Origin of the sequence: Marinomonas fungiae (assembly GCF_001418205.1) — a bacterium.
Classification (GTDB): Bacteria; Pseudomonadota; Gammaproteobacteria; order Pseudomonadales; family Marinomonadaceae; genus Marinomonas; species Marinomonas fungiae.
In genome coordinates, this window is record NZ_LIQF01000007.1 from 176,664 (window position 1) to 200,114 (window position 23,451).

At 47.8% G+C, this 23,451-nt stretch carries 23 protein-coding genes; 10 read left to right on the forward strand and 13 right to left on the reverse strand.

Going from position 1 to position 23,451, the window contains the following annotated elements; translation table 11 throughout:
* Nucleotides 1-14: 14 nt before the first annotated feature.
* From ASC49_RS12225 to ASC49_RS12285, 13 genes are all read right to left on the reverse strand, one after another.
* Complete coding sequence (locus tag ASC49_RS12225; RefSeq protein ID WP_055463533.1) at nucleotides 15-407, reverse strand: DUF3465 domain-containing protein; 393 nt, start codon at nucleotides 405-407, stop codon at nucleotides 15-17.
* Between the two features lie 113 nt (nucleotides 408-520).
* Complete coding sequence (gene ahpF / locus ASC49_RS12230) at nucleotides 521-2,068, reverse strand: alkyl hydroperoxide reductase subunit F (RefSeq protein ID WP_055463534.1); 1,548 nt, start codon at nucleotides 2,066-2,068, stop codon at nucleotides 521-523.
* 201 nt (nucleotides 2,069-2,269) lie between these two features.
* Nucleotides 2,270-2,827, reverse strand: coding sequence for an alkyl hydroperoxide reductase subunit C (gene ahpC / locus ASC49_RS12235; protein WP_055463535.1), 558 nt, complete (start codon nucleotides 2,825-2,827; stop codon nucleotides 2,270-2,272).
* 133 nt (nucleotides 2,828-2,960) lie between these two features.
* A complete protein-coding gene (locus ASC49_RS12240; protein WP_055463536.1) occupies nucleotides 2,961-4,028 on the reverse strand; it encodes an HD domain-containing phosphohydrolase in 1,068 nt (355 codons plus the stop codon).
* 11 nt (nucleotides 4,029-4,039) lie between these two features.
* A complete protein-coding gene (locus ASC49_RS12245) occupies nucleotides 4,040-7,888 on the reverse strand; it encodes a response regulator (RefSeq protein WP_055463537.1) in 3,849 nt (1,282 codons plus the stop codon).
* A gap of 278 nt (nucleotides 7,889-8,166) precedes the next feature.
* On the reverse strand, nucleotides 8,167-9,090 hold the full coding sequence (locus ASC49_RS12250; RefSeq protein ID WP_055463538.1) for a 5-oxoprolinase subunit C family protein: 924 nt from the start codon (nucleotides 9,088-9,090) through the stop codon (nucleotides 8,167-8,169).
* Nucleotides 9,080-9,790 (reverse strand): 5-oxoprolinase subunit PxpB, encoded by a 711-nt coding sequence (pxpB, locus tag ASC49_RS12255; protein ID WP_055463539.1) that lies wholly within the window; start codon nucleotides 9,788-9,790, stop codon nucleotides 9,080-9,082. The genes ASC49_RS12250 and pxpB overlap by 11 nt, the downstream gene beginning before the upstream one ends.
* A gap of 1 nt (nucleotide 9,791) precedes the next feature.
* The gene (locus ASC49_RS12260) at nucleotides 9,792-10,526 is read right to left on the reverse strand and encodes a 5-oxoprolinase subunit PxpA (RefSeq protein WP_055463540.1); all 735 of its coding nucleotides are present in this window, start codon (nucleotides 10,524-10,526) and stop codon (nucleotides 9,792-9,794) included.
* 11 nt (nucleotides 10,527-10,537) lie between these two features.
* Complete coding sequence (locus tag ASC49_RS12265) at nucleotides 10,538-11,845, reverse strand: TRAP transporter large permease (RefSeq protein WP_055463541.1); 1,308 nt, start codon at nucleotides 11,843-11,845, stop codon at nucleotides 10,538-10,540.
* Nucleotides 11,846-11,847: 2 nt separating this feature from the next.
* A complete protein-coding gene (locus ASC49_RS12270) occupies nucleotides 11,848-12,363 on the reverse strand; it encodes a TRAP transporter small permease (protein ID WP_055463542.1) in 516 nt (171 codons plus the stop codon).
* A gap of 70 nt (nucleotides 12,364-12,433) precedes the next feature.
* Complete coding sequence (locus tag ASC49_RS12275; protein ID WP_055463543.1) at nucleotides 12,434-13,396, reverse strand: TRAP transporter substrate-binding protein; 963 nt, start codon at nucleotides 13,394-13,396, stop codon at nucleotides 12,434-12,436.
* A 91-nt stretch (nucleotides 13,397-13,487) separates the two neighbouring features.
* The gene (locus tag ASC49_RS12280) at nucleotides 13,488-14,288 is read right to left on the reverse strand and encodes a putative hydro-lyase (protein ID WP_055463544.1); all 801 of its coding nucleotides are present in this window, start codon (nucleotides 14,286-14,288) and stop codon (nucleotides 13,488-13,490) included.
* Nucleotides 14,289-14,394: 106 nt separating this feature from the next.
* Complete coding sequence (locus ASC49_RS12285) at nucleotides 14,395-15,297, reverse strand: LysR family transcriptional regulator (protein ID WP_055463545.1); 903 nt, start codon at nucleotides 15,295-15,297, stop codon at nucleotides 14,395-14,397.
* Between the two features lie 183 nt (nucleotides 15,298-15,480).
* Here ASC49_RS12285 and ASC49_RS12290 point away from each other — a divergent pair, with 183 nt between their 5' ends.
* From ASC49_RS12290 to ASC49_RS12335, 10 genes are all read left to right on the forward strand, one after another.
* On the forward strand, nucleotides 15,481-16,056 hold the full coding sequence (locus ASC49_RS12290; RefSeq protein WP_055463546.1) for a DUF502 domain-containing protein: 576 nt from the start codon (nucleotides 15,481-15,483) through the stop codon (nucleotides 16,054-16,056).
* Nucleotides 16,056-16,406 carry a hypothetical protein gene (locus ASC49_RS12295; RefSeq protein ID WP_141656842.1) on the forward strand — a complete coding sequence of 117 codons (351 nt, stop codon included), beginning with the start codon at nucleotides 16,056-16,058 and terminating at the stop codon, nucleotides 16,404-16,406. Before ASC49_RS12290 ends, ASC49_RS12295 begins: the two co-directional genes overlap by 1 nt.
* Before the next feature lie 45 nt (nucleotides 16,407-16,451).
* Entirely contained in the window at nucleotides 16,452-16,802 is a 351-nt protein-coding gene (locus ASC49_RS12300; protein ID WP_055463548.1) for a DMT family protein, read from the forward strand.
* 119 nt (nucleotides 16,803-16,921) lie between these two features.
* Nucleotides 16,922-18,220, forward strand: a complete 1,299-nt coding sequence (ugpB, locus tag ASC49_RS12305; protein ID WP_055463549.1) for a sn-glycerol-3-phosphate ABC transporter substrate-binding protein UgpB — start codon at nucleotides 16,922-16,924, stop codon at nucleotides 18,218-18,220.
* 92 nt (nucleotides 18,221-18,312) lie between these two features.
* Nucleotides 18,313-19,188 carry a sn-glycerol-3-phosphate ABC transporter permease UgpA gene (gene ugpA / locus ASC49_RS12310; RefSeq protein WP_055463550.1) on the forward strand — a complete coding sequence of 292 codons (876 nt, stop codon included), beginning with the start codon at nucleotides 18,313-18,315 and terminating at the stop codon, nucleotides 19,186-19,188.
* Entirely contained in the window at nucleotides 19,188-20,030 is an 843-nt protein-coding gene (ugpE, locus tag ASC49_RS12315; RefSeq protein WP_055463551.1) for a sn-glycerol-3-phosphate ABC transporter permease UgpE, read from the forward strand. Before ugpA ends, ugpE begins: the two co-directional genes overlap by 1 nt.
* Nucleotide 20,031: 1 nt before the next feature.
* Nucleotides 20,032-21,105 carry a sn-glycerol-3-phosphate import ATP-binding protein UgpC gene (locus ASC49_RS12320; RefSeq protein WP_055463552.1) on the forward strand — a complete coding sequence of 358 codons (1,074 nt, stop codon included), beginning with the start codon at nucleotides 20,032-20,034 and terminating at the stop codon, nucleotides 21,103-21,105.
* Nucleotides 21,102-21,833, forward strand: coding sequence for a glycerophosphoryl diester phosphodiesterase (locus ASC49_RS12325; protein WP_055463553.1), 732 nt, complete (start codon nucleotides 21,102-21,104; stop codon nucleotides 21,831-21,833). The genes ASC49_RS12320 and ASC49_RS12325 overlap by 4 nt, the downstream gene beginning before the upstream one ends.
* A 1-nt stretch (nucleotide 21,834) precedes the next feature.
* Nucleotides 21,835-22,611 carry a DeoR/GlpR family DNA-binding transcription regulator gene (locus tag ASC49_RS12330; RefSeq protein WP_055463554.1) on the forward strand — a complete coding sequence of 259 codons (777 nt, stop codon included), beginning with the start codon at nucleotides 21,835-21,837 and terminating at the stop codon, nucleotides 22,609-22,611.
* Nucleotides 22,598-23,392: an HAD family hydrolase gene (locus ASC49_RS12335; protein WP_055463555.1), complete on the forward strand. Its 795-nt coding sequence runs from the start codon at nucleotides 22,598-22,600 to the stop codon at nucleotides 23,390-23,392. Before ASC49_RS12330 ends, ASC49_RS12335 begins: the two co-directional genes overlap by 14 nt.
* The last annotated feature ends 59 nt before the right edge of the window (nucleotides 23,393-23,451 follow it).

Below are 23,451 nucleotides of genomic sequence, written 5' to 3' on the forward strand. Positions count from 1 at the left end.
AGGCTTGCTGGCGATTATTGATACATTTGACCATTGTGCTTAAGCCAGCCATTGGCATGACGGCCACGTGGGTCATGGTGGGTCCAGTGCATTACACCACCTTTTTTATTCCATTCGTATTCCCCATAAAACTCCACCGTGTCGCCCACTTTAAGATTTGGGATACGTGGCGCAAGATCAATATTATGCGCTACCAGCAAGGTCTGTCCGCTATCCAGCTTTAAGATAAAACGCTGATGTTTTGAGCCTTTGGTATCGTCCTTGAGTACTTTTAAAACCATACCGCTGCCTTGTATTTGCAGATCGCTTTGTTGCGTTGCAAAGGCTTGTTGTAGGCGAACATCATCGGCCAAGACCGGCGTTGAGAGACCAAAGAGAACCAGTAATAGGGCGAGGCAATATTTCATAGCAAACCTAACGTATAAAAAAGGTGAGTCTAGCAGTTGTGAGAGATGAGACATAAAAAAACCGCCCTCAGTTGCCTGAGGGCGGTTGGTTTTTCAGCGTTTCTCTGATGCGCTTAGTTGCGGATCAAGTGGTCGAAAGCGCCTAGGGCTGCGGTTGCACCTGCGCCCATGGAGATGATGATTTGTTTGTAGGGTACGTTGGTAACGTCACCAGCGGCAAACACACCTTCCATTGAGGTACGGCCGTGAGTGTCGATGATCACTTCACCACGTTCCGTTAGTTCTAGCGAGCCTTTTAGGAACTCACTGTTTGGCACTAGACCGATCTGTACGAAGATACCTGCTAGCTCTAGTTTGTGCGCTTCACCTGTTTTACGGTCGGTGTACGCTAGGCCAGTAACGTGCTCGCCGTTACCCAATACTTCAGTGGTTTGCGCTTCGGTAATGATGGTCACGTTAGGCAATGATTTGGCTTTCTTAACCAACACGTCGTCCGCACGTAGCTTGTCGCTAAATTCTAGAACTGTTACGTGCTCTACCAAACCTGCTAGGTCGATGGCGGCTTCGATACCTGAGTTACCACCACCGATCACGGCCGTTTTCTTACCTTTGAACAGTGGGCCGTCACAGTGCGGGCAGTACGCCACACCTTTGGTTTTGTATTCTTGCTCACCAGGAACGTTCATCTCTCTCCAGCGTGCACCGGTCGCTAGCACAACGGTTTTACTCTTCAGTACGGCACCGTTTTCCAGCTCCACTTCGATCAGCTCTTTCTTCTCAACGCGAACCGCTTTTTGCGTTTTCATTAGATCCACATCGTAATCTAGGACGTGTTGTTCAAGACCTGCGACCAGCTTTGGACCATCAGTGGCTTTCACAGAGATAAAGTTCTCAATTGCCATAGTGTCAGATACCTGACCACCGAAACGTTCTGCTACGACACCAGTACGGATACCTTTACGCGCTGCGTAGATGGCTGCGGCGGCGCCTGCTGGGCCGCCACCAACAACTAATACGTCGTAGGCTTCTTTCTCGGCCAGGGCTGCGGCTTGTTTCGCTTCCGCGCCAGTGTCGACTTTATTAAGAATCTCGTCCAGCGTCATGCGGCCTTGGCCGAAATGTTCACCGTTTAGGAATACCGCTGGTACGCCCATGATCTTGCGATCTTCGATTTCTTGTGGGAACAGACCACCATCGATCATGGTTGCGGTCACTTTCGGGTTCAATGTGGCCATCAAGTTGACCGCTTGAACCACGTCTGGACAGTTGTGACATGACAATGAGATGTACACTTCAAAGTTCAGCTCAGTGTCCAAGTCTTTAATTTGTTGCAGCACTTCTGGTGCGGCTTTCGATGGGTGGCCACCCGCTTGCAGTAGGGCAAGTACAAGAGAGGTGAATTCGTGTCCCATCGGGATGCCTGCGAAATGCACGCGCGCTTGGCTATCTTTCGGGCCAACCGACATTTGTGGGGCGCGGCCTTGCGGTGCTTCGTCCACAGACATAGAAATTTTTGCTTGGTTCAGCTCGGTGATTTCACGAGCCAACTCTAACAATTCTTCTGATTTTGCATTGCCATTTGAGGACACAGTAATCGCAATCGGACTAACGATGTTTTGAAGGTATGTGCCCAACTGTTGTTTCATATTTGCGTCTAACATAATTTTTAATCCGTCATATAGTTGAGTTTGATTACAGTGCCTATAAATTTCGGGCGAGTGAGGTCAGCACCTGTCTTCTGTAAGAGAGTGAGGCGTGAGGTACCATGGCTCGAAAAAGTTCAATGTTGGGCTTTCAACGCCTTGCACTGGAAGGCAAAGCCCGATGTTGGGCGCTAAGCGCCCAACAAAGGAGGAGGCGTCTTAGATTTTGCCTACTAGGTCTAGAGATGGAGCAAGAGTCGCTTCACCTTCTTTCCATTTAGCTGGGCAAACTTCACCAGGGTGTGCTGCTACGTATTGTGCAGCTTTCACTTTACGCATTAGGTCTTCTGCGTCACGGCCGATGCCTTCAGCAGTGATTTCCATTGCTTGGATAGTACCTTCTGGATCGATCAAGAAAGTCGCACGGTCAGCTAGGCCTTGACCTTCACGTAGAACACCGAAGTTGTTCGTGATGGTCGCAGTTTGGTCGCCTACCATGTAGTAGTTGATTTTGCCGATTGCTGCAGACGTGTCGTGCCAAGCTTTGTGACAGAAGTGAGTGTCTGTCGATACAGAGAATACTTCAACACCCATAGATTGTAGTTCTTCGTACTTGCTCGCTAGGTCTTCAAGCTCAGTTGGGCAAACGAAAGTGAAGTCAGCTGGGTAGAAGAAAAATACGGCCCATTTGCCTAGTACGTCTTTTTCAGAAATCTCAACGAATTCGCCTTGTTTGAATGCTGTTGCATTGAATGGCTTGATTTGAGTGTTAATCATGTATTGCTCCTTAGTAAATGTGTTTCGCTATTTGCGTTACCAACAGTGTCTATAATATGGGGCCGATGTGACGAATTGAAATTGTGTTTTACTAAAACTTAGATAAAAAAAAACTATCAGGAATAGGTAAAAGCTATTCGTCAGGGTATTGAGCGCGCACATCGGTGATTTGCACCATCAAATCTAGCGCAATCTCCGCTAACTTGGGATCAAAATGACCACCAGCTTGATCTTGAACATAAGCAAAAGTTTGTTCTGTGCTCCAAGCTTTCTTGTAAGGACGATTGGAAAGGAGGGCGTCGATAACGTCTGCTAAGGCAACGATACGACCTTCTAGCGGGATTTCTTCACCCTTTAGGCCTGCAGGATAGCCTTTGCCATCCCAGCGTTCATGGTGAGTTAAAGCAATCGTGCGTGCCATTTCTAAAAGAGGGTCGCCTTCGACGTATAAGATCTCTGCACCGAATATCGTATGCTTCTTCATCTCTTGCCATTCGTCTGGATCGAGTTTGCCGGGTTTAAGAAGAATGGCATCGGCAATGCCTATTTTACCCACATCGTGCATTGGCGCAGCGAGGAAGACACGCTCTACCCATTCTGGGTCATCCACACATTGCTCAGCAATCAGTTTGGATATGTAGCTCATGCGCACGACATGGGCTCCCGTTTCGTTGTCTTTGTACTCCACGGCACGGCCTAGGTGATGAATAATGCGCACCTTGCTGTCATGCAGTTCTTTAGTACGTTCCCGGACTTTCTGCATTAATTGACGGTTCTGATTGTATAAGGCAATTTGGTTGCGTACCCGAGCTCTAACCAATGGCGGGCTGATGGGCTTAGCAATATAGTCCGCCGCACCAATGGCAAAGCCTCTTTCTTCGTCCTGTACATCGTGCTTGGCGGTAACGAAAATGACTGGGATATTTGCTGTAACAGGGTCGGCTTTCAGTCTGCGACAAACCTCGTAACCATCCATATCTGGCATCATCACATCCAGTAGAATAAGGTCGGGTTTAGGACTTTGTTTGGCAATAGACAACGCGCGAGGGCCGTTTAAGGCGACTTTTATGCGGAACTCTTCTCTTAGCGATGCGACCAAAACGTCGATATTTTCAGGGATATCATCAACGACTAATAGGGTTGGTTTGCTGTAGAGTTCATCTTCAGAGACTGTTGTTATGCTTGCGTCATTTTCTACCATATATCACTCGTCTAATCCGTAATGCGAACTAACAAACTTTTGGCATGTTCTAATGCGCTATCAAAATCATACAGAGCAACTGCGTTTGTAAGAGCATCCATTAACGCTTGTTCTTCAGTGTCTTGGAAGTGTGGGGCCAGCTGCTCTGCGATATCACCTGCTTCAGAAAGATTTTGTTCAAGGTACTTTAGCAGAGTCCTTAACTGCTCTTGCTTCTCCTCCGTGCTTAATGCGTCACTTTGTTGTGGCGCCACGTTAGTTGAGTGGTTTTGCCAACTGTCTAGCTCTTCTAGAATAGCTTGTAATTCGTCAATTATCTCGCCCATCGTTGCGGGCAAATAGCCATGGCATTCCAGTTGTTCCTCAAGGGTTGCTGCAAGTCCAGCTAGGTGTGTCATGCCCAAGGTGCCAGAGGTTCCTTTCAACGTATGCACTAAAAGCGTGGCCTCATGGTACTGTTCGGCATCAAGAGCATTTTTTAGATGGCTTTCAAAGTCTTTATTGGTGCAGGCAAAGCGGCTTAATAAACGCATATATAGGCTCAACCCTTGAGTGTGTTGTAACCCAATAGTGGTATTGATGTGCTTTGACTGGGGCAACTGTATGGCTGCCGTATCCGCGTATTTATTTGGGTTAGCCCATGTTGTTGGCGAGTGCTCGGCTTGAACTTTTTGGCTCGGCATCCAGCGTTCTAAGGTAGCAAACATCTGCTCGATGTGAATCGGTTTGGCAATCAGATCATTCATGCCCGCTTGCATTGCTCTCTCAATATCTTGCGTTAGGACATTAGCTGTCATAGCAATGATTGGCAGGTCAGCGTATTGCGGCATTTGGCGAATGCTTCGTGTGGCTTGATAGCCATCCATAATGGGCATTTGGCAATCCATTAATACGAGGTCGAAGTCATTTTCATTGAGGCGCTCTAAGGCTTCTTCGCCATTGCATGCGATGACGACTTGCATGTCTTGCTGGGTCAGTAGTTCGATCGCCAGTTCGCGGTTAATCTCATTGTCTTCGACCAGTAACACAGTCGCGCCTTTGAGGGCGTCGTAAGCGTGAACAAGTGGCTCAGTATGGTCGCTCTTGGACGGTGCTATAGCATTGGCGCCATAACTGTTAGCAATCGCGTCGAATAAACTTGATATGGTGATGGGCTTGGTTAAAAAACCTGAAATATCAATATCTTGAGCGGCTTCTTTCGCTTTGTCCAGATTGTATGCGGTGACCATGATCATGGTCGGATATTTATGCGGTGAGTTTTCAATGATTTGGCGACAAGTTTCGACACCATTTAATTCCGGCATTTTCCAGTCCACCAACACTAAATCGTATGGTTGCTGGAGCTGATCGGCGCGTTTAATCATATCCAGCGCATCGTAGCCATTACTGGCCATGTGGCAATTGAGACCCAGTGCCCGAATATTAGCCTTTAACACTTCTCTAGCGCTGTCGTTGTCATCCACAATCAATACATGGCGAATCTTTAAAGAACTAGACCAGTAATTGAGAGGAATTTCGTCCTCAACACGTTCAAACACCGCCGAAAAATGAAATGTGCTACCTTGGCCTTCTTCACTTTCGAGCCAGATGCGGCCGTCCATCAGTTCCACCAATTGTTTGGAGATGGCCAAGCCCAGCCCTGTTCCCCCAAAACGCCGTGTAGTAGAGGAGTCTGCTTGTGAGAAAGAACGAAATAGGTGCTTTTGGTTTTCTTTGCTAATGCCTATGCCTGTGTCGGTAACAGAGAAGTGTACTTCAAGGCGATCATGAGTGTGCTGTTTATAGCGGGCTTTGATCACCACCTCACCTTGGGATGTGAACTTCAGTGCATTGTTGCCGAGATTGATCAGTACTTGACGTAAGCGGGTGGCGTCACCGCAGAACACTTGAGGCAAATTTTCATCAATATCAAAGACCAGCTCTAGGTCGCGCTCTTCCACTTTCACCGTGAGTACATTGGCAACGTCATTCAGTATGTCTTGCAAATAGAAGGGGGCTCTTTCGAGTTCAACTTTACCAGCTTCGATCTTAGAAAAGTCGAGTATGTCATTGATGATCGCTAATAAGGACTCTGCTGAATTAAGTACATTCTGGATATAGTTACGTTGGCGATGATCTAAGCCTGTTTGCAAGGCGAGGTAAGACATACCAATGATGGAATTCATTGGTGTACGAATCTCGTGGCTCATATTGGCTAAAAAATTACTCTTGGCTAGGTTGGCTTGCTCGGCATTCTCTTTTGCGACGGTGAGCTCTTGGGTCTGCTCGGCAATCTCTAGCTCTAGCTCTTGTTTGTAGTTTTGCAGCGACAGCTGGTATTTGTGGCGTTCTGAAATATCGCGCCAAGTACAGATAATGGCGGGTTCGTCCTCCAAAACGACGGAAATCATGGTTAAATCCGCATAAATAAGGTTGTTGTTGTAATCTTTAAAGATCCACTCTTGAAAGGCGTGACCTTGCTCTCTGGCTTGCTCAAAAAGGATAGCTAGCTGCTCAGTAGACGGGCTACTACCTGACTGTGTCACCGGTGATAGCTCGCTCATCGGAATATTCAATAGCTGTGTGGCGGATGGATAACCGAGTACTGCCGAGGCAGCCTCATTGCATTCAATAATGGCTGCATTACGCAGAATCCAAGCAGGATCGGGCGATGATTCAAAGATGGAACGAAAGCGGTCTTCACTTTCCAATAAGGTATTCAGCTGACGTTTTACACGTTGTGAAATGGCCCAAGCGAGTATCAAAATGATCACACCGGTTAGCACACCGACCCAAACAATAGCGGTACTTAGACGGTACAGCTCTTGCTCAATGAGACGATCAAGCGTGTGGGTTTCGTTTTGAACGGTTTGGCTAATATTGTCTAGTAGTCGTGATAGTGGAGAGAATATCGCATCGATTTCACTGCTGATTACATCGCGTTGATTATTGATCGAAATGAAGGCGAAACGTTCATTTAATAAACCCGTTGTGCCAAGTTCAACAGCATTCAAGTCGTTGTAGTAATAGCCAGCACCATATAGCAGATTTTTGAGTTTATCTGACTCTGACTGGAGGCTGTTATAAGCCTCGGGAAACTGAATCTTCGCCTGTGAGATGGAATAATCTAGACGTTCAAATGTCGGTGAGATGCGGTTGTTAAGTAGATCGGAAAGCTGGGATTGGCTAACGGCTAGGATTAAGCTATTTATGGCAAGCTCTAGCTGTAACGTGTCTTCTAAGGCGGAGGAAAGTGAGTTTTCTATGGCGCTGGCACGCAGCATCATGTAACGCTCACTTAAATCCTGTTTCTCTGCTGCAGAGGCACTGCGATATTGGAACAGGAATACGCCTTCTTGTAAGCGATGGCGGCTGTTCAGCGCACGCAATTGTGCTGTCAGGGTTCCAACACTAACCAGAGTATTTTGCATGAGGTCATTACGCTCTGATTGGGTGGTAAATTCTTCTCTTTCCTTGAGCCAAGCATCCACTTTACCGATGAGACTGTAGATATGATGGATTTTAAGACGCACTTCATCGCCTAACTCAATCAGGTCAGAATCCTGTCGCGATGCTTGCACAAGCGCATCCGTGGAATGTTCTAAGCGGGACATCAATTGCTGGTCTAGGTAAGACGTATTGATGTCCTCCACCAAGGTTTCGCGCAGACGATTACGCAAGGTAGGGGTAACTTCTTTGAGCTCGGTAATCGCTCCAACCATGGAGGCTTGCTGATTACGAATCGCGGCTTGTTGCTTTTTAAGATCGCTCGCAGTATGAGATAAGGTGGTGGCACCAATAACAATTGCAAATAGGCTAAACACAGCCATTAGCCAAACCAGTGGCGAAATTGCAGATTGGAATTGCCCCGTCTTACTCATAGGCTACCTCGGAAAAATTCAGGGATAGAGAGTTGCCGCAATAACAGTGTTGATTGTTTAAGTCTTGTAATGCTTACGATATAGAATATTGAGAATGCTCCATTTCATCAGGAATTACCAGTGATGAGCTTTGCGAATAAAGATACCGCCGCGAACAAGGCGGGCGCTCGCCCCGATATCATCGAGCCCTCAGCCAGTTAACGATTAGTGTAGAGGAAATCCATGTAAACAGCGGCAGTAAATATGTCACTGAATGTAATGAGCTATCAAGGCGCTGATTAGCGCCATTGATGAATGCGAGCCATTTGTAAATGCCGCTCTCGCTCTGCTTGATCGACGCTGATGTAGCGAAACCCTATGCTGTCGTCTGGCTTTTTCTGGGACAACAAGGCTCCAGAAAAGTTAGTCACACAGCCAATTTTCGGGTAGCCGCCGATGGTTTGACGGTCTCTCAACAGCACAATTGGCTGCCCATCACTGGGGATCTGGATGGCGCCATAGGCAATACCTTCAGAAATGATCCCCTTTTGATCTCGGCCGACAGCGGCCCCCGTTAAGCGATAGCCCATACGGTCGCAGTGCTGGCTCAACGTGTAAGTGCTACTGAAAAAACGTGCCCGATCCAAACCGGAAAAGTGCTTAAACTGATAACCCGTTACCACATCGATTTCTACTTGATCATAGTTAGGTAGCGCCAAGCGCGGCACTGCGCGTTGTTGGTGCTGGGTAGTGGCGTGAAATGGAAGTAGATTTCCTTTACTAAGTTTATCGCCAGCGCCTGTTAGTCCACCTAGTTTTTCGCGCATCACGGTAGCAACACTACCAAGTACAGGCTGAGCCAAAAAGCCGCCTTTAACAGCCAGATAAGCTCGCAGGCCAAACCTTGGCTGATGAAACGCTAGTACATCGCCCTTGTGAATGGGGTAGGTTTGCCAGGGTAAAATAACTTTGTCATTCAACGTAGCTCTCAAATCCGCCCCAGTGATGGCAATACTTGTGCTGGCTTGCGCTTCAAGCGTAAACATCCCAAAGGTGATTTCAATTTGTGCCGCATTACTGTCATTATCAAGTAGGGCGTTAGCCCAGCGAAACGCCAGCTCGTCCATCGGGCCGCCAGAGGTGATACCAAGGTGCTGATAACCATGACGCCCCAAATCCTGTAGCAATGCCAACATACCGGGTTGGATGACCTTAAAAGCCATTGAGTTGGCCTCCTTGAGCTAAAAATTCATCCCGTGTGATGGGATCAAAGCGCACCATATCCCCCACTTCAATCAGCGCTAAACTCTCGCTTTGCCAATCGACTAGAGCTATCGGCGTACGTCCCAAGATCTGCCAGCCGCCTGGTGTAATACTGGGATAAACCGCCGTTTGTTGTTCGGCGATGGCAACACTACCTAACGGAACTTTTAAGCGTGGTGTGGTTTTACGTGGCATGCGAATCGCTTCGGGCGTATTGCCTAAAAAAGCAAAGCCAGGAGAGAAGCCAATAGCAAAAGCGCGATAACGTGTGCTGCTGTGCAGTCGGATAACATCCTCAATACTGAGTTGGCATTGCGTCGCGACTTCCTCAAGATCTGGACCCACTTCAGGATCATAGTAGACGGGAATAATGACTTCACGACGCTCATTGTTGCCAATCGTATTAAGGTCAACGCTGGCTGATAACGATTTGATTTTATTGGTGATTTTGAAACGGTCGTAATGATCGGTATCGAAAATAACTAATAAAGTAGTGTAAGACGGCACCAGATCAATAATGCCTTCACAAGTGCGTAAAGCTTTTGTCACCTGTGCAATAACATCGGCAACCGTATCGTCTATGACCTTGGAAAAGGTCAGCAAGCAAGCATGATCACTGACCAGATCCAACTGCGGGGGATAAATTAACGGGGCTATCATGTTAGCGTTTTCCTACCACTGAGCGAATACGTTGTACTGCTTCTAACGCATGATCGCCATCACCATGCACACAAATAGTGTCGGCGTGTACGGCTAACGTTTTGCCAGATTCAGTGATCAGGGTGCCTTGCTCACTAAGTTGCAGAACTTGTTGCTCGATCAGATCAAAGTTTTTATGTACCGCGTTGGCCTGCTTACGTGGTGTCAAACGACCGTCATCGGTATACAAACGATCAGAGAAAGCTTCAAACCAAAGCGCAAGGTTGTATTGTTTTGCGAGGGCTTTGACTTGCTCCGCTTCAGGGATCGCCATTACCATCAAAATCAGTGAGTTATCTAGTTCACATACGGCTTGCATCACAGTTTCTAACACATGGAAGTTGGCCATCATGGTGTTGTACAGTGCGCCGTGGGGTTTTACGTAAGTGACCTTAGTGCCGTGTGCTTGGCAAATGCCCTGTAAGGCACCGATTTGGTACTGGATAATGGCTTTCAGTTCGTCGGGAGCAATGTCCATATTGCGGCGACCAAAGCCAACCAAGTCTGGATACGCCGGATGGGCGCCAATGGTGACATTATGCTTTTTCGCAAGCGCCACGGTTTTACTCATGGTGAACGGGTCAGAAGCATGAAAGCCGCAGGCAATGTTCGCTTGATCGACAAACGGCATAATGTCTTCGTCTAAGCCCATTGCCCAAGCGCCAAACGCTTCACCCATATCACAGTTTAATTTCATAGCGGCCTCCATTAGCGTTGCGACATCGTCGTCGGTAAGTAAGTGACGATTTCAGGGAACAGAGTCACCAAGACAATCGCTGCTCCGATAAGTAGGAAGAATGGTAACGCAGCTCGGGCTACATAGATAATATTGCGCCCCGTTAAGGACTGGATCACGAATAAGTTAAAACCAACCGGCGGGGTAATCTGCGACATCTCCACGACAAGCACGATAAATATGCCAAACCAAAGTAGATCTATTCCTGCGGCATCGACCATCGGTAGTACCACGGCAACGGTCAGTACCACAACGGATATCCCGTCCAGAAAGCAGCCTAGTATCACAAATAAAACCGTTAGATATAGAATCAGCTCCATGGGCGATAAATCCATGCCGCCAATCCATACCGCAAGCTCTTTAGGTATGCCTAAAAAGCCCATGGCTAGGGTCAGGAAGTGGGCACCAATCAAGATAAAAGTGATCATACAGGAGCTCTTTACGGCGCCCATCAGGCTTTCCATGAAACTATTCATGTTCAGTGAGCCAGTTACCGCGGCGATAATTAACGCTCCCGTAACACCAATCGCAGCGGCCTCTGTGGGCGTGGTGATACCGCCGTATATGGAGCCCAGCACAAACCCAATCAACCCCACAACTGGTAATAGTTGTTTTAGGGCTTTGATTTTAACGCTCCAACTGACTTGCTCTCGGGTTTGCTGCGGCAATTCATCTTTGTGCATCAAGCCCCAAATCATGGTGTAGCCCATGAATAATGCTACTAATAATAAGCCTGGTAACGCTCCTGCGATAAAGAGACGTGCAATAGAGACTTCTGCGGCGACGCCATAGACGATCAAGATAATTGAAGGCGGAATTAACAGACCTAACGTACCGGATCCTGCTAAGGTTCCGATCGCCATGCGCTCGCTGTAACCTTGTTTTTTCAGCTCTGGTAGGGTCATACGGCCAATGGTCGCAGCGGTGGCTGCCGAAGAGCCTGATACTGCTGCAAAAATGCCGCAGCTTAAAATATTCACGTGAAAGAGCTTGCCTGGAACGCCCCCTAACCACGGTGATAAGCCTTTAAATAAGTCTTCGGATAAACGGGTGCGGAACAGTACTTCGCCCATCCAAATAAAGAGTGGCAGTGCTGTTAGAGACCAAGCAGTGCTGGCGCCCCAAGATGAGGTCGAAAACAATAATCCAATTTGATAATTCTCAGACAGGATTAGTCCCAAACCACCAATAAAAATCAGAGTAAAGGATACCCAAACTCCTAACGCCAGCATGGCAAGCATGCCCACGGCAAGAATGATAGAAATAAGTGTTAAGTCCATGGTTACTCCTCCAGAGACAGCTCGTCTTCATGACGAATATAGTGTGGGGATTGACCACGAATAGCGCTGAACCAAGCATCAAAGACCGCAAGTACTAGGGCAATGGATCCTAGCGCGACAGTCAGTTGCGGTATCCAGAGTGGCACGGGTATGTAGCCGTATGAGACCTCTTCATAAATGTAAGATTCATACACCATGTAGCTGCAAGCGAAGGCGATAAAAACAGCGAGTAACAAACCAAGGGTTAGCACCAGTGCTTCTTGAAGCTTGCGTGGACCCTTGTTTAAGCGTTGTATGAGAAGGGTAACACGAATATGCCCTCCTTGATGAAATGTGTAGGCAAGACCGAAAAAGGTCGATGCAGCCAATGCAAAGCCAGCAAAATCTTCCGCAGAAGGGACGATGAAGCCAAATAATCGTCCGATAATCTGAGCCAACAGCAGTAAGGTAATCATGACGATGCACAGGCCAGAAAGCCAACCCGACATGCGGTAGCAAGTGTCTTTGAAATCTTTCATGGAGTTCTCTTTTTGAAAGGTGTCTCCCCCCTTTAAGCGTAGAGGGAGACTGGAGATTCGAAAGTAATTCTTATGGTTGGTAACGCTCTAGAATGGCGCCAACTTCTTGAGGGTCTTCTGCTTTCCATTCAGCCACCATGGTAGTACCGATCGCCTGAAGTTCTTTTACCAAGGTTTCGGATGGATCTGTCACATTCATACCATTGTCGATTAGCTTCTGCTTATCATTTGCTGCACGCTCTGCGACTTTCTCCCAGCCTAGTGCTTCAGCATGTTTTGCGGCGTCTAGGATAGCGGTCTGTGTCGCTTTGTCCAAACGACGGAAAGCTCGTTTGTTAACAACGATAATGTTTTTTGGAATCCAGGCTTTAACATCGGTGTAGTAATTTACGTAGTCCCAAGCTTGGCTGTCCACACCCGTAGAAGGTGAGGTGATCATAGCTTGGATAATGCCAGTGCTGAACGCTTGCGGAATGTCTGGTACCTGAATTGTCGTTGGTGTGGTGCCCATTAGGTCGGCTAGGCGAGAAGTCGAAGGGCTATAAGCACGCATTTTTGAACCTTCAAGATCGCTTAGCTGTGAGACTGGCATCTTTGTGTATAGACTCTGTGCTGGCCATGCAACAGTATAAAGTAGTTGCAAACCGCTTTTATCGAGCTGCTTTTCAACCGAAGGTTTAGCCGCTTCCCAAAGGGCTTTGGCCTGTTCAAATGACGTGGCTAGGAAAGGGATATTGTCGTGCTTAAATACAGGATGCTCGTTACCCAAAATACCTAAGAACACTTCGCCGATTTGCACTTGTCCTGTTTTTACCGCACGAGGGATTTCTGTGTGTTTCACCAAAGAACCCGCAGAGTGAACGGTAATGTCTAATTCACCACCGGTTTTATCTTTAATTTCTTCGGCAAAGCCATAAGCAATCTGCGTTGGCAGGTTACCGTCCCCGTAAGGAGTAGGCATATGCCATTTGTCTGCTATTGCCGAGGTAGAGAGTAAACTGCCGAATACTAATGCTGTTGTGATTTTTTTCATTGTTCCTGGTCCTTTCGAAGTGAAGGTTAGATTTATTTTTGATTATGAAAATCGCCGTGCAGAGTTAGGACGTCAGCACGGTAAAGCAGAACTAAAAGACCGCTAGGTCGGTATCGAGAATGTCGGTGACCAGCATCTTGCCTGGCGCATGGGTGATACAAATCGGTGGTTTGGCATTGCGAATCGCCAGCTGAGGTGTGACGCCACATGCCCAAAATACAGGCACTTCACCCTCACGAAGGCTAACTGCATCCCCAAACTCTGGTTTTGATAAGTCCTTGATGCCGATGGCTTCAGGGGTGCCGAAGTGAAGTGGCGCGCCATGGGCTTTGGGGAAGCGACTGGTGATTTGAATAGCGCGAATTGCGTCTTTAGGGACATAAGGGCGCATGGTGACCACCGTGTTGCCATGGAAACGTCCAGCGGGGGTGGTGGCAATATTGGTTTCAAACATGGATACATTGACGCCTTCTTCAATATTACGAGGCGTTAATCCTGCCTGTGATAAGGCGTGCTCAAAGGAAAAAGAACAGCCTAAGATAAACGCGACCATGTCGTCTTGCCAAAGGGCTTCAATATCGGTGCGACTTTCTACTTTGTCACCGTTGCGATAGACATAGTACTCAGGAATATCGTGACGCATGTCGATGTCTTTGCCCAGCATCGGCATGCTGTAATCGCCTATCTCCGAAACACCAATCAGTGGGCAAGAAACCGGGTTGTTTTGGCAAAATAGTAAAAATTCATTGGCATAGTCCGCAGGCAGAATAACGACATTGCCTTGCATCACTCCGGTTGCTAAGCCACTGGTGGGGCCAGTGTGCTCTTTACGACGAATGGCTTGGCGGAGTTCCGAAGTCTGTTGCAACAAGGTTAACGATGACTGGGACATGGCTGCTTTCCTAATTATTATCACAGTTGAGATAAATCAAGAGTAGAAGTAGTCCCTATAAAAAGTCTAATCGTGTTTTTTTGGGCTTTTTGATCAAATTTATTTATCAAGCATTCTTCTGTGCATATTCATTCGCCGTTTCAACAGCGATTTTCGCTGCCACTTCTGCAATGGGGTTAAACGGTTCATCGGAATAGGAAGCGGTAAATTTTAATTCTGAAGGTGTCCAAATCGCGCGGATACGTTTGAGAGTTCCGGCTTGAATATCCTGTTCGATCATAACGTCTGGCATGGTTGCCACCCCCACCGCATCTAGGGCCAAACTCCGGCAAGCGGCTAACGATGTGGAAGCAAAGAAGTGGGCGGGCTGGCCTTCTAACTCCCTGAATTTTTGGGAGATTTCGGCATAAGGCTTACTGTTTCGAGCATAGGAAATAATGGGCCACGGTGACAGCTCTTCTAAATACAGTAAGCGATCAGGCAGATTGAGTGCGGGACTAGCGGCCCAAGACAATGAGAAGGTGCACAAGTCTAAATTTACAATGCTGGGTTCGTTGATGGGGCCCATCAAGAGACCAAGATCGATAGAACGATCTTTGATGCCGGAGGATAACACGGTGGTGACTTCGACGGTGAGTTCCACATCCAGCTTGGGCATTTCATTGTGCAAACGGGATAAAAACGTCGACAACCAAGTGTGAGCAATGGTTTCTGAAACGCCAATGCGAATCACACCTGAGTAGGCGGTTGTACTTTCTGCTCGCTTACGAAGCTGCTCCGATTGGTACAAAATTTTCTCTACGTAGGGGAGTAAGTCTTTGCCTTTAGCAGTTAAGGCAATAGGGGCTGAGCCAACTTCTCGCTCGAATAATTTAACGCCTAGCTCTGATTCCAACGCTGAGATTCGAGCGGAAATGGCGGGTTGAGTGGTGTGCATGCGCTCTGCGGCTTTACGAAAACTACCGAGTGATGCGACCCAAACAAAAGTCTCTAAGCGTTTGTAATTCAATGAACTTCTCCCTTTATACCTTGAGCTGCAGAATAACGGGCTTTATGGGCCATAGCCAGTGATTAACGAGATCCAGACAGAGTGTAAATATGTCCTTCGAGTTTTTGACGAAACATTGCAAGGATAGATCTATCTATGCTGGTACGGCTTTTGTATGCTCTCACTATCCTAGTGGAGAGAGTCATGAATAAACTGATTACCTTAATATTGAAAGGCTTGGCTGCGGTTGTGCCGATTGGCCTGACGGTGTACTTCTTATATTGGCTGTTTAGCACGGCGGAAGAATTGGCACGCCCACTGGTATTGCTGGTCTGGCCTGAGCAGGATTACTTTGTCGGTCTTGGTGTGTTAACCAGCTTATTAGTCTTAGCGGTTGTGGGTCTGGTAGTGAACTTTTACGGTATTCGCTACCTAATGAAGTTAAGCCAGCGCTTGTTTGAAAAAATACCCTTGGTGAAGTCCATTTACGGTGCTTTGCAAGACATGATGACGGTTTTCAACCTGTCCAAAAAAACCGGCAAGCAAAGCGTTGTCACGCTGGACATCCAAGGCATGCAGTTGATTGGGTTTGTTACTGGCGAAAAAATGGGGCAGCGTCTATTTGGCGACCAAGATTTAGTCGGCGTGTACTTACCATTGAGTTACCAAATCGGTGGTATGACGGTCTATGTTTCACGTGAAAAGCTCACACCGCTGGATATTTCGATGGAAGAAGCCATGCGTATTGCGGTCACTGGCGGCGTACAATCGAAGAATTAATGATGATGAAATTAGAGCAAGTTACTGAATTATTAGAAGAAAAAGGCTATCCGGCCAAACTGAAAACGTTTCCTAGACGTGTTTATGTCGGCTCGCTTGGTTCTTTCTATGGGGTCAGCATAGTACAAAACGAAAAAACCGGTGAACTGAAGCTGTCTTATCAACCGATGATCTTATTGGTGGGAATCGTGTTGCTGATTTACAGTTTTGTCGTCAGCTTTGGTAATGACGATATGTTGTCCGCTCTAATTGGTATTACGGCAGCCTCAGTGATTGCTAACTTCGTAAAATCGCGCCGTAAAAAAGCAGAAATTGAGGCGATTTTACGGGACGCTAGTCAATCCAAGTAAGTCCTCTTATTATTCGCCCATCCTTTCTTTGGTGGGCGATTTTTCATGAATCCAGTTGTCATCAGCATCAGTCTTTTAATCTGTAGTAATGTCTTTATGACCTTTGCTTGGTACGCCCATTTAAAGGAGCTGAATAATAAGCCTTGGATCATCGCGGCGTTGGTAAGCTGGGGCATCGCGTTGTTTGAATATCTATTGCAAGTCCCCGCCAACCGTATTGGTTACACCGCTTTAAACGTCGGGCAGCTCAAGATCATGCAGGAAGTCATCACGCTACTGGTGTTTGTTCCTTTCTCTATTTTTTATCTGAAAGAATCGCTAAAACTCGATTATCTATGGGCAGGGCTGTGCTTAATGGGCGCGGTATACTTTGTGTTTCGTTCGAAGCTCGGTTAGAAGTGAAAGTGTTTTAGTTTCATTTGAAATGTAATTATCACTAAAGTGAAACAATTTCGGCGTAATGTAAACCTCGTTTGACACTTCTATTATCCAGTTTTGTTACGAGGAAACGCTCCATGCGTAAGTTAGCTTTAGTTTCTATGGTCGCAGGTCTGGCGGCATCGGGTTCGGCTTTATCAGCAACGCAGATTGAGTGGTGGCATGCCATGGGTGGTGCCAACGGTGAAAAAGTTGATGAAATCGCCGCAGCTTTTAATGCATCGCAAGATGCTTACCAAGTTAAGCCTGTGTTCAAGGGTAACTACACAGAGACAATGACCTCTGCGATTGCCGCGTTCCGTGCTAAGCAGCAGCCTGCCATTGTGCAAGTCTTTGAAGTGGGTACTGCAAGTATGATGGCGGCAGAAGGGGCCGTTTACCCAGTCTACAAACTGATGGCGGATACCAAGCAGCCATTCAATCAAGAGGATTACCTCAGTGCCGTTACCGGCTATTACACGGATAAAGATGGCAATATGCTGTCTATGCCATTCAACAGCTCAACGCCAGTGCTGTACTACAATAAAGAGCTCTTTGCCAAAGCTGGCGTAACGGCGCCAAAAACATGGCAAGAAGTGGAGACAGTGTCACAAAAGTTGTTGGACAGTGGGGTGAAATGTGGTTTCACTACCTCTTGGCAATCTTGGGTTCAGTTAGAAAACTTTAGTGCCCGACACAACCTGCCTTTTGCTTCACAAGCGAACGGCTTTGCAGGCATGGACACTGAGCTTAAGTTTAATGGCCCTGCACAAGTGGCACATATTGAAAAAATGAGCGAATGGCAGCAAAACGGTATTTTTAGTTATGGCGGCCGTCGTAGTGACTCAGCGTCTAAGTTCTACAGCCAAGAATGCGCTATGCATATGGAATCCTCCGCAGGCTATGCTGGCGTCAAACGTAACGCCCAGTTCGACTTTGGTGTATCCGAGCTACCATACGATTCGAATGTAATCAAAACACCGCAAAATACCATCATCGGTGGCGCGTCATTGTGGGTGCTGCAAGGCAAGAGCCAAGCAGAATACCAAGGCGTAGCAAGCTTCCTTAGCTTCCTCTCTCGTGCTGACGTTCAAGCCGACTGGCACCAATTCTCCGGTTACTTGCCGATTACCACAGCGGCTTATGAGCTAACCAAGCAACAAGGTTTTTATGACGCCAATCCAGGCACCGATGTGGCAGTGAAACAAATGACTTCGGTCGCTCCAACGGAGAACTCCAAAGGTCTACGTCTCGGTAACGCTGTTCAAATTCGAGACATCATCAACGAAGAGTTAGAAGCCGTTTGGTCTGGCAAGAAAACCGCTCAAGTGGCGCTTGATGCGGCGGTTGAACGTGGCAATGTTCAGCTACGTAAATTCGAGAAAGCAAACCAATAATCCGATCATCACTTCCTCCTAGTGAGGGTGCCTCCCCATTCGTGGGGAGGCTTTTTTTAGTGAGTTTTGTCGAACGATCGTAAGAGCGTGTTATGTCGGTGTATTTTCCGCAAAAGTATTTGCCCTATCTATTGCTGTTACCACAACTGCTGGTGACTGCTGTGTTCTTTCTCTGGCCCGCTGGACAGGCGGTCGAGCAGGCGTTCTATCAAGAGGATGCCTTTGGTTTAAGTCGTGAATTTGTGGGCTTAGATAACTTTATTGAACTCTTTACCAGTCCTGAGTACTTCGCCTCGTTGCTCACCACTATGGTGTTTAGTTTTTCGGTGGCTTTTTTAGGCTTGGCCGTGGCGCTTTGGTTGGCCGTGATGGCGGATCGCGTGATCCGTGGTGCGATGGTTTATCAAACGTTATTAATTTGGCCTTACGCCGTGGCTCCCGCTTTAGCAGGAGTATTGTGGTGGATTCTATTTGATCCCAGCATGGGGCCTGTGGCGCTTGCTTTGGATGCGATTGGCCTAGATTGGAACCATTTTGTAAACGGTGATCAGGCGATGATTTTGGTAGTGATTTCCGCAACTTGGAAGCAAATTAGCTACAACTTCTTATTTTTCTTAGCGGGCTTGCAGGCGATTCCTCGCTCTTTGCTGGAAGCAGCGGCGATTGATGGCGCAGGTCCTAGTAAACGTTTTTGGGGTATTGTCTTTCCATTGTTATCACCAACGACGTTTTTCTTATTAGTCGTCAATTTGGTATATGCCTTTTTTGATACCTTCGGGGTGATTGACGCGACCACGCAAGGAGGTCCAGGGCAAAGCACCACGACCATGGTGTACAAGGTGTTTAACGATGGTTTTGTGGGCTTGGATCTGGGCAGCTCTGCCGCACAATCGGTCGTGCTGATGGTCATCGTTGCTTTGATGACTGTCATTCAGTTTCGCTATATCGAACGTAAGGTGCAGTACTAATGATTGAAAATCGTCCTTGGTTGACTGTTTGCAGTCATTTGGTGTTGTTACTTGGTGTATTCATTGTGGCTTTGCCTGTATGGGTCGCATTAGTGGCGTCTACCCATCCATCCAGTGCGTTTGGTTCGGGTTCAATTCCCATGTGGTTTGGCGATCAGGCACTCGCCAATTGGCAACAAGCGTTAGTGGGTAAAGAGGGGCAAGCATCCGATTTACTGCGCATGACTGTGAATTCTCTGATTATGGCGCTGGGTATTACGTTCGGTAAAATCTTGATTTCGTTGTTGTCGGCGTATGCCATTGTTTTCTTTCGCTTTCCGTTTCGTAGTGCGGCGTTCTGGGTGATTTTCTTTACGCTAATGCTGCCTGTCGAAGTGCGTATTGTGCCGACCTATGAGGTGGTCGCGAACCTTGATTTGCTGAACAGCTATACCGGTTTAACACTGCCCTTGATTGCCAGTGCTACGGCAACCTTCTTATTCCGCCAGTGTTTTATGAGTATCCCAGGTGAATTGGTAGAAGCGGCGCGCATTGATGGCGCAGGCCCGATCCGATTTTTCTTCGATATCTTGCTACCACTGTCACGCACCAATATCGCAGCGCTGTTTGTGATTTTGTTTATTTATGGTTGGAACCAGTATCTGTGGCCGCTGATTGTGACCACGGATGATGCCTATTACACCTTAGTGATGAGTGTAAAACGTATGTTGTCGGTATCTGATGGCGATATTGCTTGGAATCAAGTGATGGTGTCGACCTTGTTAGCGATGATTCCACCGGTGTTGGTGGTCATCGGCATGCAGAAATTGTTCGTCAAAGGCTTGGTGGAAACGGAGAAATAAGATGTCAGATTTAGTACTTCAAAATATCGGTAAAACTTACTCAAACGGCTACCAAGCCATTCCAAGCATTGATCTTACGATCGAAGAAGGCGAGTTTATTGTGCTGGTTGGCCCCTCGGGGTGCGGTAAGTCTACCTTGCTGCGGATGGTAGCGGGGTTGGAAGGCATTAGCCAAGGTGAGCTGTTGATCAAAGGCGATCAGGTAAATAATAAAGAGCCGGCGGATCGTGATATTGCCATGGTGTTTCAAAACTATGCTCTGTATCCCCATATGACGGTGTATGACAACATGGCCTATGGTTTGAAAAATCGAGGTGTTGCCAAAGCAGAGATTGCCACTAAAGTCAGTGCGGTGGCGCAAATGCTGGGTTTAGAAGAGCTACTTACACGCAGGCCAAAGCAATTATCCGGTGGTCAGCGTCAGCGAGTCGCTATGGGACGTGCCATGGTGCGTGACCCGAAAGTCTTTTTGTTTGATGAGCCTCTGTCGAACCTAGATGCAAAGCTACGTGTGCAAATGCGTGTGGAGATCCGTGAACTGCAACGCAAGCTCGGTACGACGACCTTGTATGTGACCCATGATCAAGTGGAGGCTATGACCTTGGCCGATCGTTTGGTGGTTTTAAACAAAGGTCATGCTGAACAAATCGGCACACCAATGGAATTGTATCTGCGACCAGCATCGACCTTTGTGGCTGAGTTTATTGGTTCGCCGTCGATGAATCTTATCCCCAGCCGAGTGGAACAGGGCAAATTGCAGTTAAGTGTGGATATCCAACTTGATTGTCCACATGTTTCAGCACAATCGGTGATGTTTGGTATTCGACCGGAGCATGTGGATATCTCGCCCTTGGATCAGGCCGATGTGCCCTTTATCGTTAAAGCGGTAGAAGCGTTGGGAGCGGAAACCTTAGTGCACGGAGTATTACAACTTGGCGATGGTAATACCCCCGCGTTTATCGTTAGAGTAGCAGGTCACCATCACTTTGAGGGTGGTGAAACATTGGGGTTAACCTTGCCAAGTCAGGCATGGCATTTGTTTGATGCGCAAACGACAAAGAGGATTGAAGCATGATTGAATTAAGCAAAGTGATGGGCCACCGCGGCGCTGCCTTGTTGGCGCCGGAAAATACCTTGGCTTCGATCCGAGCCGCTGCGGCCACAGGGGTGAAGTGGGTTGAAATTGATGTTTACCCGATTGCGCAAGGCGGTCTGATTATCTTTCATGATGACACCTTAGATCGTTGTACGAACGGCTCAGGTGTGACCGAGCAGAGCCAGCTCGAAACGGTGTTATCGCTGGATGCGGGCGCTTGGTTTAGTGAGTCATTTCGTGGCGAAGCGGTGCCAACCTTGGAACAAGCATTGGACTGTATTCAGGAGTTGAGACTAGGCTTAAACCTTGAGATCAAATACGAAGGCAGTGATGTGGACAGCGTGGTGCCGCCGATCCTTGCCATGCTTGAAGCCAAGTGGCACCAACCTAAGAAATTGATGATCTCAAGCTTTAATTATCCAGCGCTGCAGGTTTGTCATCGTCTTCAGCCAAATATCGCCTTGGGCTATTTAGTGGAAGAGGTACCCGCGGATTGGCAAGAGAAACTCTCTGCCATTGATGCCTACAGTTTGAATTGCTATTACTTGCCGTTAACTGAGCAACAGGCCAGAGCCGTTAAAGCAGCGGGATACAAATTGCTGTGTTACACCGCCAACGACCCAGCCGAGGTCACAGAGCATTGGGCGTGGGGCATGGATACTGTGATCACCGACGACCCTAATCAATTTATGGCATTGGAGTCTTAGCTTGAGTTTAAACGAGCGTCAGTCGCATATTTTGAACTGGGTGCAGCAATGCGACCTGTTGTTGGTCGAGGAAATGGTGGAACGCTTTGGTGTCTCTTCCCAGACGATTCGCAAAGACATCAATCAGCTGGCGGAGAGGCATTTGGTGCGTCGTCAACATGGTGGTATTGCCCCCGTGTCAACGGCGGAGAATTTGTCGTTCGCGAATCGCCAGTCGCTCAACAGCGAAGCGAAGCAATCCATAGCAGAACGGGTTGCTAAGACCATTCCAAACGGAGCCTCGGTGTTTCTCGGTATTGGAACCACGGTGGAGTTTGTTGCCAAAGCGTTGTTGTCTCACCAAGCGTTGCAGATTTTTACCAATAACCTGATGGTGGCGACTTTGTTTGCTGATCGTCCCGACATTCCGGTGCGCCTGACGGCCGGCCGGATGCGTCATCGCCATTGCGACTTAGTGGGTTCGGATGCCTTAGAGAGTATGCGCAAGTATGTGTTCGATTATGGTGTGCTAGGTTGTGGTGGTTTGCATGAAGCCTTCGGTATTCTGGATTTTGACCCTGATGAGGCCAATCTAAGTCGTGTATTAATCGAGCAAAGTCGCCATGCGCTGCTGGTTGCAGACCAATATAAATGGGGGCGTAAAGCCAGTGCCCGTGTGGCGAGTTTTGACCGGGTTGAATGCTTATTTACGGATGAAATCAGTACTGAGCAACGCCAACTGCTTGTTAGGCAAGGCGTTGTCGTCCAAGGAACACAGGATGTGAATGATGGAGCTTAGGCCGCAGCCTTTAAGTGCTATGAGTGCCGCAGCATTGCGCTCGGTACGTTACGTGTTTACCGATTTTGATGACACCCTTACCCTGCATGGACGTCTGCCAGCTGTCACTCTCAATGCGCTACAGGCATTGGAAAAAGCCGGTATTAAAGTTATCCCTGTGACCGGCGGATGTGCTGGTTGGTCTGACATGATGGTACGTGTACTGCCTGTTGCGGGTGTGATTAGTGAGGGCGGGGGCGTATTTTTACAGCCAAAAGGCCGCTCTGTTGCGTATCATTTTTTTCAGGATGAAGCCGCTATGCGTGCCAAGCAAGCAGAGCTGCTAGCGATGCTTCAGCCACGGCTAAAACGCTTCGAAGCGCTTAAGCTTACTCGTGATCAAGCCTATCGACTCACCGATGTGGCAGTTGATTATGCGCAAGAGATTGCTCCTCCTGCCGTGCAGGAAAAGGACGCGTTGCTTGCTGAGTTACTGGGCGCAGGGTTAAACGCTAAAGCCTCATCTATTCATATCAATATCTGCCAAGACGGTGTGGATAAATACGCTATGACCGAACGTGTGCTGCGCGAGTTTTTCAATGTGTCGGCTGCGGTGGCGAAACAACAGGTGTTGTATGTTGGCGATGCTCCCAATGATGAGAGTATGTTTGCCCAGTTCCCTCTGAGTGTGGGGGTGGCGAACATTGCCAAGCATCTTCCGGCATTAAAACATACGCCTGCTTTTATTACTGAGTCTGAAGGTGGTGGAGGTTTTGCTGAGCTAGCTGAGAAACTGCTTTAGAAAATTGATTAGCGGGCTTAAAAATAAAAAACGCCACACTTTGGGACGCAAAGGTGGCG

Coding starts and splice junctions, on each gene's coding strand:
- ASC49_RS12225 (WP_055463533.1), bottom strand. CDS start 407: ATGAAATATTGCCTCGCCCTATTACTGGTTCTCTTTGGTCTCTCAACG.
- ahpF (WP_055463534.1), bottom strand. CDS start 2,068: ATGTTAGACGCAAATATGAAACAACAGTTGGGCACATACCTTCAAAAC.
- ahpC (WP_055463535.1), bottom strand. CDS start 2,827: ATGATTAACACTCAAATCAAGCCATTCAATGCAACAGCATTCAAACAA.
- ASC49_RS12240 (WP_055463536.1), bottom strand. CDS start 4,028: ATGGTAGAAAATGACGCAAGCATAACAACAGTCTCTGAAGATGAACTC.
- ASC49_RS12245 (WP_055463537.1), bottom strand. CDS start 7,888: ATGAGTAAGACGGGGCAATTCCAATCTGCAATTTCGCCACTGGTTTGG.
- ASC49_RS12250 (WP_055463538.1), bottom strand. CDS start 9,090: ATGGCTTTTAAGGTCATCCAACCCGGTATGTTGGCATTGCTACAGGAT.
- pxpB (WP_055463539.1), bottom strand. CDS start 9,790: ATGATAGCCCCGTTAATTTATCCCCCGCAGTTGGATCTGGTCAGTGAT.
- ASC49_RS12260 (WP_055463540.1), bottom strand. CDS start 10,526: ATGAAATTAAACTGTGATATGGGTGAAGCGTTTGGCGCTTGGGCAATG.
- ASC49_RS12265 (WP_055463541.1), bottom strand. CDS start 11,845: ATGGACTTAACACTTATTTCTATCATTCTTGCCGTGGGCATGCTTGCC.
- ASC49_RS12270 (WP_055463542.1), bottom strand. CDS start 12,363: ATGAAAGATTTCAAAGACACTTGCTACCGCATGTCGGGTTGGCTTTCT.
- ASC49_RS12275 (WP_055463543.1), bottom strand. CDS start 13,396: ATGAAAAAAATCACAACAGCATTAGTATTCGGCAGTTTACTCTCTACC.
- ASC49_RS12280 (WP_055463544.1), bottom strand. CDS start 14,288: ATGTCCCAGTCATCGTTAACCTTGTTGCAACAGACTTCGGAACTCCGC.
- ASC49_RS12290 (WP_055463546.1), top strand. CDS start 15,481: ATGAATAAACTGATTACCTTAATATTGAAAGGCTTGGCTGCGGTTGTG.
- ASC49_RS12295 (WP_141656842.1), top strand. CDS start 16,056: ATGATGATGAAATTAGAGCAAGTTACTGAATTATTAGAAGAAAAAGGC.
- ASC49_RS12300 (WP_055463548.1), top strand. CDS start 16,452: ATGAATCCAGTTGTCATCAGCATCAGTCTTTTAATCTGTAGTAATGTC.
- ugpB (WP_055463549.1), top strand. CDS start 16,922: ATGCGTAAGTTAGCTTTAGTTTCTATGGTCGCAGGTCTGGCGGCATCG.
- ugpA (WP_055463550.1), top strand. CDS start 18,313: ATGTCGGTGTATTTTCCGCAAAAGTATTTGCCCTATCTATTGCTGTTA.
- ugpE (WP_055463551.1), top strand. CDS start 19,188: ATGATTGAAAATCGTCCTTGGTTGACTGTTTGCAGTCATTTGGTGTTG.
- ASC49_RS12320 (WP_055463552.1), top strand. CDS start 20,032: ATGTCAGATTTAGTACTTCAAAATATCGGTAAAACTTACTCAAACGGC.
- ASC49_RS12325 (WP_055463553.1), top strand. CDS start 21,102: ATGATTGAATTAAGCAAAGTGATGGGCCACCGCGGCGCTGCCTTGTTG.
- ASC49_RS12335 (WP_055463555.1), top strand. CDS start 22,598: ATGATGGAGCTTAGGCCGCAGCCTTTAAGTGCTATGAGTGCCGCAGCA.